We start from the raw sequence: 11,359 nt of genomic DNA, 5'->3' as shown, positions 1-11,359 counted from the left end.
TATCTTCCCGCTTTTCCTCTGCTGGTCACTTGGGGTGTTTATTGGGGGCGGTCTGTTCTTCATCGTTTTTGCTGCTTCCTTTCTTGTGTTCCCTCGTTCCTCGTGCTTGGTGTTTTCGGTGGTTTTCGGTCTCGTCGCTTTGCTCGCGCGGCCGGTCGGGCCGCGTTTCGGCGGTTGTTTGTGTCGTGGTTTGTGTTGGTAGTGGTTTTTGCTGTTGGCGGTGATCCGGGTTTTTCTGGTTGCCGTGGCCCTCTTTCGGGTTCTGGACTTTTTGAATGGCGCTGGGTGGTTGCTCCGGGATTTCGTTTGGTGGGGGCTTGGGTGCCTGTCAGTGTTGCTTGTTTCGCTCGATTCCGTTCTGGCGTGTGGGTCGCGGGGTGCGTGGCTGGCGTTGTCGACGATCTTGTTTTGCTGCCTCGTGGTCTTTGTGGTCGCGGTCATGTTCTTTTTCCTCTTCTTTACCGCGGCTTGGTCGATGGTCGCCTTTTTCTCGTTGGTGTCGGTGCCCTTTTCGTTCTGGTCTGCGTTGTTGTTCGTGTTCGGTATGGGGTTCTGTGGCTTGGCTTATCTTTCTCCGGTGTCTTTTGTCCGGGTTTGTTGGTCGGCTGCATTGGTGTTGGGGGCGGCGCTGTTTGTTTGGGTCTTTTTGCTGTTGCTGTCTGCACCTCTTTCGGTCTTGGTTTCGGGCCGGATGGATTCGCGTGTCTTGTTGGTGATCTGTTTGCTTGTGTTTGGCTGGGGCGCGTTGACGATGTCGCCTCTTTCGGCTTTCTGGGTTTTGTGCGCGTTTCTGCTTGCACAGTTGTTGCGGGGGTGCTCGGTGATGCTGTTTTTGGTTGGGATCGCCCTTGTGGTGCTGGTGGTTTTGCCAGTGTCGCGATTGCTTCGTGTTTTGTTCCTTTTGAAGCTGTCGCTTTCTTTCGGCGGTGCGGTCTGGCTTTCGTTTATCCTCCTGGTTTTTTGGGGTTGTGGGGCTTTGCCCTCTGCGCGGGTTTGGTCTCGCTTTCTTTGGGGTGCTGGTTCGGCGCAGGAACTTCTTTCGGGTATGGCCTGGTGGTTTTCGGCGCGGGGCCTCTTGTGCCCGTGAACGGCGCTGGGCTCGTTGTCGTGGCTGGTGCTTCACCAGGCGTTGGTCGTTTGGTTCATGGTTGTTTTTTTCTTCCTGGCGCTTCTCTTTGCCTGGCTTGCGGTCTTTGGCTTTCTCCTTCGCTCGCCCGGGGTACCTGGGCGTGGGGTCGGTTGCTGCTCGTGAGGGGCCTTGGTATTTGGTCGGCTCATATTTTGTTTAGGTTTGTCTCGGGCTTTGGTGGTCTGCTCAGCTGCTCTGGCTTCTTGGTCATCTGTGGTGTTCGTGTTGGTTGCTCGGCGACGAATGCCTTGGTTCTTTGCGGTGTCGTCGCTGCTGGTGCGTTCGTTTATCTGCTTTTCCTCGGTGTGTTCTGCCACTGGCCTGATAGCGCTTTCTCGTGGTTTCTTCGGTCTACAATTTCCCCTGCCGTCTCTCCTCCGGGTTTTCCCCCTTGATCGCTTCTTCCACCTGCTTGCTCTCGGTGTGGGCGGCTGTGCTGTTCGCGGGTACGACGATTTCGTTCTCCTCCGCCGCGGGTGCCCTGGTCGCCGCGGCCAGGCCGGCCGGCACGTTGGCTACGGTCTGTTTGCCGTGCGGTTGGTGGGGATGTGGTTGCGTCGTTGGTTGCTTCACGGCTGGGTCTGGTGTCGATGTGGACGTTCTCTCCGCGTCTGGGTGTTCGGTGGCTGCTGTCGGGGGTTTGCGGTCTCGCCTGTTCCGGGCGGGTCGGCCGGGTTGTTGCGTGCTCGGCGTGGGTTTTTCGTTCGGCTGGGACGTGGGGCCGTGTGTTTTGCGGCTGTCGTGCTCTTTGTGGTGTTGGGATTCTCTGCGTTGCGGGCTGCGGGGTGGGGCCGGCCTTTGGTTGGGCGTCTTTTGTTGTGTCGTTTGGCTGCGGTTTGCTGGCGATCTCGTCTGGCACGTGCCGCATGGTTGGGTTGGGGTTCTTCTGCCGGCGTGTGGCAGCGTCGTTGGTTTTGCTTGTGATCGTTGTGGGTCGCGTGAGGCTCTCCTCGGGGTCTCTGGTGCTGTCGGGTGGCCGGGTGGCGGGCTCGTGGCCGCGGGTGGCGCAGCCGGGCTGGTGTATTTTGGTTATCTCAACATGTGTGTGGCTTTCGTTCCGGTGCTGGTCCAGTCGGGGCCTCTCGGGCGGGGTGGACGGCCGCTGCTTCTCCGCTTGGGTTGCGATGGTTTTGCTGTTCGTGATCGCGTCGGGTTGGACGCTCGGGTTGCAGTCGTCGTTGCTTTGTCCGGGTTTGTGGTTGGCTTTTACGTGCGGTGCGTTCTCTCCTATGCCCCGCGCGGGGTTGGTTTCCTTTTCTGGATGGGTTGGCTCTCTTCTGCCGTAGGCCCGGTTGGCTGCTTCTGGGGCTGTTGTGCTGCGGTTGTTTTCTGGGTTCTGGTCGGGCAGCACAGTGTCGTTCAGGACCTTCTCGTTGGTCTTCCAGCCGGAGGGGCCTTGGCTGGGGGCTTCTTTGGGGGGCTCTTTTGACTTGCTGGCGCGGCTGTCGTCTTTCGGGGGTGTTGGTTCCTGGTTTTCTGTGGCCGGGTTGGGTAAGCCGCTTTTTGGGGTCCCGGTGGGTTTGTGCGTGGGGTTTTCTGCGTTGCGCCAGGCGTTGTGGTTGGTTTTTCTCGCGTGCTTTTTTTGACGGGATTTTTGGTTGATGGTGTGGTTATCTCTTTCCGTCGGGCTTGGTTTGCGCGGGGCTGTCTGGACGGGTCGGTTCGTGGCTTTTCCTATCGGTGTCTTCCGCTTCCCGTTGCGGCTGCCGAGGGCTGGGGGCTTTTGTTTTCTTGGGTTTTCTTGGTGCTTTTGGTTGTCTTCGCTGTTCTGTTCGTGGTTTTTGTGACGGTCTTTGTTGTCGCCGGCTCTTTCCCGGCTCTGCGCGGTTTTGTGACCTTTGTCTTTATGTTCCATGTGTTGTGGTTGTTGCTCCTTGACGCTTGCTTGGTCTTGTTCGTGATTTGTCTGTTCTCTGCTCTGCTTGGCGCGGTCGTTGGCTTGTCTGTCGTCGTTGCCGTGGTTTTGTGCGGTTTGCCTTTCTGGATGCGTTGGCCGTTGATGCGTTTGTTTGGGGTGGTATCGTTTTTTGCTGGTGTTCCGTTCTGCTACGTTTTCCTGTTTGCGTTGGGGCGCCTGGGGGTTGTTGCCTCTCTTTTTTTGCCCATGTTGGGGTTTTCGGTGTTTGCCCGCGGCTTCCACTTGTTGTGCTTCTGGGGCCTTTCTTTTACGTCTCTGTTTTTTGAGCTCCCTTTGATGGTCGTTATGGTCACGTGGGCGCTTTCCTGTTTTCGGGGGGTTTGGCGGTCCGGTGCGTTCGTTCTGGGCGCTCCTCGGAGCCGGTTTTGGCTGCTGGTTTTCTTTCCGGTTTTGTGGCGGTCATTTTTGTTCATTTTGTTGCTTCTGTTTTCTGTTTCGTTTGTCGCGGTTGCTTTGGTCTATGCTTTGGGTTGGTGTTCTCTGCGCATTGTGGCTGTCTTGCTTTCTGTTGCTTTTGGTGGCGACGTTTTGCAGGCCCGGTGGCTCGGGTCCGCTGTTGCCTTCTGGATTGTCGTGATCACTGTCGTTTTCACGTTGTTTTCTATGTTGATGGGTGTCTGCCTCGTCCGGTTGCTCGAGTGGTTCTTTGTCGCTTTTGTTGTTGGGTCGCTTTTGGTTTCGGGATCGTCTATTTTCCTTTGCTGTTGGTTGGCGTTGTTGCTTTTTCGCTGCGGTTGTGGGTTGTTCTTTGTTGTCTTGATGCGTCCTGTGTCGTCTTGTTGGCTGCGGGCTTTCATTCCCTCTTCGGTTCTTTCGTCTTTGTTGTCTTCTCGTGGCTGATTGTTGGCGTGGTTCTGGTCGTTCTTGCGGGGTGTTGGGTTTGGCTTCGATTATCGGGGTTGCGTGGGTTCCTGGGGTTGCTGGTGCTTTTGCGGTTGGTCGTTCTCTCGCTTGTTGTGGTCTTGGGTTCTGTTCGCGTTTATCTTCGCTCTTCGCTGTTGCCTGTGCGGGGCTCTTTGTTTGGGCCTTCCGTCGTGCTTTGCCTCTGCTATGCTGCTTTGTTGCTGCGTTTTCTGTACGGTGCTTTGGACGTGGGGCTTGGTGGCATCGTTGTTCGTTCTCTGAGGTGGGTCTGCTGGGGTCTTGGCGCTGGCCGGTTGCCCGTTCTTTCGAGCGTTCTGCTCGGGCGTGTGTTTGTTGTTTTGTTTTCTGTTGGATTCCTGATCTTCTCTGTTTTCTTCGGCGCGTTTACCATGGCGGCGCTGTTGGCTCGGCCCTGCTTTGGCCCGTTCCTTCCGTTGCTCTTTGTTTTCCTTGTTTATTGACCGGCGTTGCTGTCTGTTGTTGTCTTCGCCCTTTCCTGGGTCTGTATGGGCGTGATTCGGGTCTTTTCGCGCCTTATCGACTCTCTTGCTGGTTTGCGGCGATCGTTGGGGGTTTTAATCGTCTGTCTTTCCTTACCGTCTGTGTTTTGTGCTTGCTGTTCGGTGTGCCCACGGTCGTTCCTTATTTCGATGTTTATGTGGTGTTGGGTGCCTTGTTTTTGTTGGTCGGGCTGCGTGTGTTGGGCACGACTTTTGTGTTGTTGATGGTTGGGTTGTTCGCCTTGCTATTTTGGGGTATCCTTCGTATCTGCGGTCGTGTTGTGGTCGCGTTTTCGGTGATCGGTGGGAATGTCGTTGTGGTTTTTGGTGCCTATGCGCTTTTTCCTGCTGTTACCGTTGTGCTGGCTGTTGCTTTCGTTCTGAGGGTGGCCCAGAGTTTGCTGGCTGAGATCTTGGGGGGGGTGCTGTGGTTTGTGTCCTTTATGGGACTCTCTGCGTTGGGCGGGCGTTTCCGCTATCAGTTTTTTGTTGGATGGCGGCAGGTTTTCTGGCTGGGGCTGTTGCTTGCTGCTCTGCCGCATGTGGTGTTTTTCGCTTCCGCTGTGTTTTGCCTGGTTGTCTGGATCGGCGTGTCGTTGCGTGGGGCTTTGCGCGCGATCCATCGTATGCTGGGCGTGCTGCGGGTTTTCGTCTGGTTTGGTCCGGAGGCGTCGGTGTTTGTTTGGTGGCTTCTTGTTGTTCTGTCTTTGGGCCGTGCCGCGCTTTTGGGTGGTTCCTTCGCGGTTTTTCCTCCGCTGGCGTCACGGTTTGTTGGGTGGTTCTTTGGTACTGTTCATCGGCTTGGGGGGGTGGTTCGCGGCGTGCATCCCGGGCTGGTTGGGGTTTGCGTTCTTGCTTTCTCTCTTGGTCTTCGGCTCTACTGTCTTCAGTCGGGTGGCCGGTTTTCGCTTGCGGTGGTTTGCGAGGGGGTTCGCCTTGGCGCTGCCGCGGTTGCACGTGGGCTTCGGTTTGTTGGCGATGTTTTTCGCGTGCAGTTCTTCGGTTGGGTGATGCGTCTGCGTTCGTCGTTTTGGGCAGGGGTTTTCTGGTTTTTTGTTTTGCGTAATCGGTGTGTTTCGGGGTTTGATGCCGGCGCGTTTGTCGGGTTTTGTCTTGCAGCGCGGTATCTCCTGTTTTTCGGTTACTGCGTGTTGCAGTCCCTTTCCGTGGCATCTCTCGCTTGGGTTGGCTGGGGGCTCCCGCTTCCCGTTGTTTCCTTTTAGTCTCTGCTTTTCTCCCGCACTTGCGTTATTGCTGCTTTTGATTTTTGTTTTCTTTGTGGGTTTTCCTGGATTGCCGCCTGTTGTCGGGTCGACCGTTGCCATCTGGGCGTTGTGTTCCTTCTTCTTCTTGTTTATGTTTTGCTCCTTTTTTGGGGTTTGCAGTTTGTGCGGGAGTTTTTGTTCCTTACGCAGTTTCATGGCGTCCTTGGCTGCGTCGTCGGAGCTGCCGTTGGTGTCGCTCTCGTTGGTCAGTCGGCCGCTTCGCTCCTTGGCGGCGTGCCGGTTGGCGGGGAGGCCGTCGTGTGTTTCGCCGGCATTTGTGATGCGGTTGTGGGTGTCTTCGCTCTTGCGGTTCGGATGCGGTTGGGCGTGTTTTGCAGGGGGCTCTTTCTGCTTGTCCGTTGTGCGCGTGGGCGGTGCGTTCCTCGTGTGTTCGGGCGCGGTCTCATCCTTGCCGTCGTCAAGGTTCTTGGGGGTGTTTTTGTTTCCGCGTTGGTTGTCTTGGAGCGCAATGCCGTCGGCCATCGGGTGATAGCCCGGCGCGCAATAGGCTTCGAGGCAGTGGGCGAGCGCATCCATGCCCGTGCCTGCGGTGATGAATGCCGGCATGCCGACCGAAAGTTCAGGATCGGCAATCACGATCGCCGGCAGCATCTTCGGGTGGAAGATTACCTTCTTGGTGTGGCTTTCCTCATGGGTGATCACGCCGGCGCGGCCGACCTCAGACCCGGTTCCGGCCGTTGTCGGGACGGCGATGACCGGCGCTATCGCATCGCCATTCGCCCGCGTCCACCAGTCGTCGATGTCCTCGAAATCCCAGAGCGGCCGTGTCTGCCCGGCTTGAAAGGCGATCAGCTTGCCGAGGTCGAGCGCCGAACCGCCGCCAAAAGCGATGACGCCATCATGCTTGCCCTTCGTGAAGGCGGCGATACCCGCCGTCAGGTTCGATTCCACCGGATTGGGTTTCACATCCGAGAATACCCCATGGGGCACTTTGGCGTCGTCGAGGATTTTCAGCGTGCTCGATACGACCGGCAGTCTGGCGAGCCCTGGATCGGTGACGAACAGCGGATTTTTGATCCCCGTCACTTCCAGCACTTCCGGCAGTTCCTTGATGCGCCCCGCGCCGAAACGAACCGTCGTCGGATAATTCCACTTGGAAATGAGTTTGCTCATGTGATTTTTCTTTCGGATGGATGGGATCAGTATGTGAGATTACCCCCTCTGTCCTGCCGGACATCTCCCCTGTCGGAAGATGGGCGGTAGCCCAGAGGAGGGTAGATCATCATCAAAAGGCTTCGCGCAAATGATACGATTTCGGCCGGGTGAGATTGCCATAGCCGATCGCGGACATGGCACCGCCCTTGCCCGTCTCTTTGACCCCGGTCCAGACCAGCGCCGGATCGATATAGTCGCAGCGATTCATGAACACGGTGCCGGTTTCAATCCGATCGCCGATCTTGGCGGCGTGGTCGGTGTCGGTCGTCCACAGCGATGCCGTAAGGCCGTACTGGCTGTCGTTCATCAGCGCGAGCGCCTCCTCGTCATTGCGCACCTTCATGATGCCGACGATCGGGCCGAAACTCTCTTCTCGCATCACGCTCATCTGATGATCGACCCCCGTCAATACCTCGGGAGCGAGGTAGGGCGAACCTGCAATGTCCTTGGCGACACGCAGGTTGACATGAGCCTTGGCGCCCTTGCGCAGCGCCTCCGCCTTTTGCTCGCGCACAAGATCGGCAAAGCGCGTCTGCGCCATCGGTCCCATTGTCGTCTCTGCATCCAGCGGATTGCCGACCACATACTGCTTGGTCAGGTCGATGAAACCATCGACGAAGCGGTCATAGACGTTCTCATGCACATATATGCGCTCGATGCCGCAGCAGCATTGGCCCGAATTGAAGAACGCGCCATCGACGAGGTTAGCGACGGCATGGTCGAGATTGACGTCAGGCAACACGTAAGCCGGGTCCTTGCCTCCAAGTTCAAGGCCAAGTGTCATGAACGTCCCCGCTGCCGCCTTCTCGATGGCACGACCACCCGCCACCGACCCGGTGAAATTCACATGGTCGATACGGCCGGAACCCAGCAGCTTTTCGGTCTGGGCGTGGCCGAGGACGATGTTCTGGAAGACACCCGTGGGCAGCCCCGCCTTCTCGAAAGCCTGCGCGAAGCGCTCCCCGACGAGCAGCGTTTGGGCCGCGTGCTTAAGGATCACGGCATTGCCGGCCATCAGCGCGGGAATGATCGTGTTGACTGCAGTGAGGTACGGATAGTTCCACGGCGCAATGACCATGACGACGCCGAGCGGCACATGTTTGATGTAGCGGCGAAAGCCCGGCCTGTCGTTTTCGACGACGGGCGCAAGCGCCTGCTCGGCGATGCGGACCATATAGCGGGTACGCTCCTCGACGCCGCCCTTTTCACCGCCATAGCGCACGGGACGGCCCATTTGCCAGGCGATCTCCGGCACGATCTCGTCATTCATGGCGAGCAGCGCGTCAAGCGCCGCAAGACAGAGCCGTCCGCGCTCTTCGATACTCGTCTGCGCCCAATCCGTCTGCGCAAGTTTCGCTGCTTCCACCGCTGCATCCACGGCCTTGTCGGTAGCGATGGGGCGTTCCGCATAGACGGAACCGTCGATGGGGGTAATCAGTTTGACCGTGTCGGCCATGGGTTCAACCTCTAGTCTGGTTCTGGTGTTCCGTCTTCAATACCGTTCGAAGCCGCGATGCAACTCCCAGTCGGTCACGCGCCGATCATATTCGAACTGTTCCCAGCGCGCGGTGTGGACATAGTGCTCCACAACATCGTCGCCCAGCGCGGTTTTGAGCATCTTGGAACGGGCAAGCGTTTCGGTGGCGTCACGCAGCGTCTTCGGAATTTCCTTGAGACGAGCGCCGCCGTAGGCGTCACCCTTGAAGGGCGCGGCAAGCTCCAGTTTCTCGTCGATTCCCGCCAGCCCCGAGGCAATCAGTCCGGCGAAGGCGAGGTATGGATTGAGGTCTGCGCCGCCGATGCGGCATTCGATGCGGATGCCCTTGGTGCCTTCGCCGCAAAGACGGAAACCTGCCGTGCGATTGTCTAGGCTCCATACATTCTTCGTCGGCGCGAAGGTACCGGCCTGAAAGCGTTTGTAGGAGTTGATGTAGGGCGCGAGAAAATAGGTGAAATCATCGGCATATTTCAATTGGCCGGCCACCCATTGACGCATCAGTGCCGACATCGTGTGTTCGGCGTTCTTGTCGTAGAAGAGCGGGGTCTTGCCGTCGGCGCTCCATAGCGAATTGTGGACATGGCTCGAACTGCCGGCGAGAGAATAATCGTACTTTGCCATGAAAGTGATCGCCTTGCCCATCTGGGTGGCGATCTCCTTGCAGCCATTTTTCATAACGACGTGGCGGTCGGCCATTTCCAGCGCCTCGGCATATCGTACATTGATCTCTTCCTGGCCCGGGCCCCACTCTCCCTTGGAATTCTCGACCGGAATGCCGGCGTCGAACAGGCCATTGCGGATCGCCCGCATGACCACATCTTCCTTGGTCGTCATCTGGATAATATAATCCTGGATATAGGGCGAAGCCGTCGCCATGCCTTTCCAGTTCTTGGCCCGCGCCGTCTCATAGGTCTCGTCGAACAGATAGAATTCGAGTTCCGATGCAAAATAGGCGAGATAGCCGCGGTCCTTCAGTCGCGCGAGTTGGCGTTTCAGGATGCTGCGCGGCGAATGCGGCAGATCCGCGTGATGGTGATGGTCAAGAATATCGCAGAGAACGAGGGCGCATTTTTCGAGCCAGGGAATATGGCGGATAGTCGAAAGATCAGGCTTGATGACGAAATCGCCATAGCCCTGCTGCCAGCTCGCGGCCTTGTAGCCTGGCACCGGCTCCATATCGATGTCGTTGGCCAGGAGATAGTTGCAGCCATGCGTTTCGTCATGCGCCGACTCGACGAAATAGGAAGCGTGGAACCGCTTGCCGACGAGGCGGCCCTGCATGTCGACGAAACAGGCCAGCACCGTATCGATCTCGCCATTGGTCACGTGGCGCTTTAGTTCGTCGAAACTCCAATGTCCGGGCATAGTCTTTCCTTGTACGAGATAAATTCATCACGGGCAAAATAAGGGCGGCGACCAGCAAGCCCGGTCGCCGCCTTTGCGGTGGGTCAGCTTCGTTCGCCGACGGCCTGCTCGGCCGCCTTGATCGCAGCCTGACGTGCGGCAATGATTTCGCCGAGTGGCGGGCCTTGGAACCGGCGCTTTTCGAAGGCGAACCAGACGATTGCCGTCAGGATGAAGAAGCCTACCGTGATGTAGAGCGCCCAGTCATTCGGCGGCTGAATGCCGATGATGAAGATCAGGATCATCGAAATAACCGACAGGATCGCGAACAGCGTGAAGATGCCGCGTCCCATGTTCCATGGTCCCATCTTGTCCCATTTCGGCGTGCCCCAGGCGAGGAGGCCGAGAACGATCGGAACGGTGAACGACAGGAACAGGAAGATGACCGTGCACGAAACGACGATCGTATAGGCGGAGGTACCTGCAACGGAGACGATCGACGAGCCCCAGACGAACAGAACCGAAAGCACTGCGGCCGTCCAGATAGCGGCAACGGGCGTGCGGTAGGTCGGGCTGACCTTGGCGAGTGCGGCGGAGCCCGGCAGGCCCCCGTCACGCGAGAATGCGAAGATCATGCGCGACGCCGATGTCACCGTGGCGAGACCGCAAAGCAGCTGCGCCAGGAAGACGACGATATAGACGAATTCCTTAAGGCCGGTGCCGACGCGCTGGTCGAAAGCCCAGAAGAAAACGTTCCAGCCCTGTGCTGCGGCCTCGTCCATGTTCGGAATCATCAACACGAAAGCGGCAAGGAACAGGTAGCCGAAGATCGCCGACCAGACGACCGACATGACCATCGCGCGCGGCACGGAACTTGCGGCCTTCAATGTTTCTTCGGATGTATGCGCGGAGGCATCGTAGCCGGTGATCGTATAGATCGGCAGCAAGAGCCCGAGTGCGAACACCCATGCGTTCGATACCGACGGCCAGACGTTGCCACCCGCTTCGCCGGAATAGTTGTGGAACGAGAAGAGACGGCTGAAGTCCCAGGTCTCGGCGGAGAGAAGGCACACGACCGCAATAAGGATCGACCCGAAGAAGATCAGGTAGCCGGAGAAGTCGGTGAGTTTCGCCGTGAGCTTAATGCCGAGGTGGTTGATGAGCGCTTGGGCGCCGGTGATGATCACGAGAAAGATCATCTGCGTCGTCAGCGTGTTCTCAATGCCGAGCGCCGGGCCGAAGGCGCCGACGAAGAACGTCCAGGTGCCGACATTGATGGCGCCAAGAACGGTGATGAGACCAAGCAGATTGAGCCAGGCCGTTACCCAGCCGGTACCGCGATTGCCGAGGATCGAACCCCAATGGTAGAGACCGCCCGCTGTCGGATAGGCGGAGCTGATCTGCGACATGGCGACGGCAAAGGTCAGCGAGACGAAGCAGCCGACCAGCCAGCCGATACCGATGCCGATGCCGCCCGCGCCCGACGTGGCCTGGGCCAGCGAGTTGATACCGCCGGAAAGGATGCAGATGATCGAAAAGGAGACGGCAAAGTTGGAAAAGCGGCTGAGCCGCCGCTCCAGTTCCTGGGCGTAGCCCATGCTGTGAAGGACCTTTATGTCCTCCGATTTATCTGTGTCAGTATAGTCCTGCTGTGTCATCACGTTC

At 57.9% G+C, this 11,359-nt stretch carries 8 protein-coding genes and 1 pseudogene; 3 read left to right on the top strand and 6 right to left on the bottom strand.

Translation table 11 applies throughout. The features are described 5' to 3' along the window. The first annotated feature begins 214 nt into the window (after positions 1-214). Positions 215-1,087 (top strand): MFS transporter, encoded by an 873-nt coding sequence (locus BM074_RS22075; RefSeq protein WP_139217705.1) that lies wholly within the window; start codon positions 215-217, stop codon positions 1,085-1,087. 32 nt (positions 1,088-1,119) lie between these two features. Here the strand turns inward: BM074_RS22075 and BM074_RS22860 are convergent, their stop codons facing one another. After that, a complete protein-coding gene (locus BM074_RS22860) occupies positions 1,120-1,446 on the bottom strand; it encodes a hypothetical protein (protein ID WP_139217704.1) in 327 nt (108 codons plus the stop codon). A 1,256-nt stretch (positions 1,447-2,702) separates the two neighbouring features. Between BM074_RS22860 and BM074_RS22060 the strand changes: the two genes are divergently transcribed. After that, a complete protein-coding gene (locus BM074_RS22060; protein ID WP_175499098.1) occupies positions 2,703-3,887 on the top strand; it encodes a DUF6065 family protein in 1,185 nt (394 codons plus the stop codon). Positions 3,888-3,970: 83 nt separating this feature from the next. Then, positions 3,971-4,372 carry a hypothetical protein gene (locus tag BM074_RS22855; RefSeq protein WP_175499097.1) on the top strand — a complete coding sequence of 134 codons (402 nt, stop codon included), beginning with the start codon at positions 3,971-3,973 and terminating at the stop codon, positions 4,370-4,372. 284 nt (positions 4,373-4,656) lie between these two features. On the opposite strand, the gene BM074_RS22050 is transcribed toward BM074_RS22855, so the two are convergent. The 5 genes and pseudogenes from BM074_RS22050 to BM074_RS22030 all read right to left on the bottom strand — a co-directional run bounded on the left by BM074_RS22050 (position 4,657) and on the right by BM074_RS22030 (position 11,352). Next, complete coding sequence (locus BM074_RS22050) at positions 4,657-5,034, bottom strand: hypothetical protein (protein ID WP_139217701.1); 378 nt, start codon at positions 5,032-5,034, stop codon at positions 4,657-4,659. A gap of 651 nt (positions 5,035-5,685) precedes the next feature. After that, positions 5,686-6,810: pseudogene (locus BM074_RS22045) on the bottom strand (iron-containing alcohol dehydrogenase); the annotation flags it as partial. 112 nt (positions 6,811-6,922) lie between these two features. Next, complete coding sequence (locus tag BM074_RS22040) at positions 6,923-8,308, bottom strand: aldehyde dehydrogenase family protein (RefSeq protein ID WP_091925486.1); 1,386 nt, start codon at positions 8,306-8,308, stop codon at positions 6,923-6,925. Between the two features lie 36 nt (positions 8,309-8,344). Continuing rightward, on the bottom strand, positions 8,345-9,715 hold the full coding sequence (locus BM074_RS22035; RefSeq protein WP_091925483.1) for a glutamine synthetase family protein: 1,371 nt from the start codon (positions 9,713-9,715) through the stop codon (positions 8,345-8,347). An 83-nt stretch (positions 9,716-9,798) separates the two neighbouring features. Next, a complete protein-coding gene (locus BM074_RS22030) occupies positions 9,799-11,352 on the bottom strand; it encodes an amino acid permease (protein ID WP_027229528.1) in 1,554 nt (517 codons plus the stop codon). Positions 11,353-11,359: the final 7 nt, after the last annotated feature.

Origin of the sequence: Phyllobacterium sp. CL33Tsu, assembly GCF_900113985.1 — a bacterium.
Lineage (GTDB): Bacteria > Pseudomonadota > Alphaproteobacteria > Rhizobiales > Rhizobiaceae > Phyllobacterium > Phyllobacterium pellucidum.
Note: the sequence above shows the minus strand (reverse complement) of the source record. Positions and strands in the feature narration are given on the sequence as shown.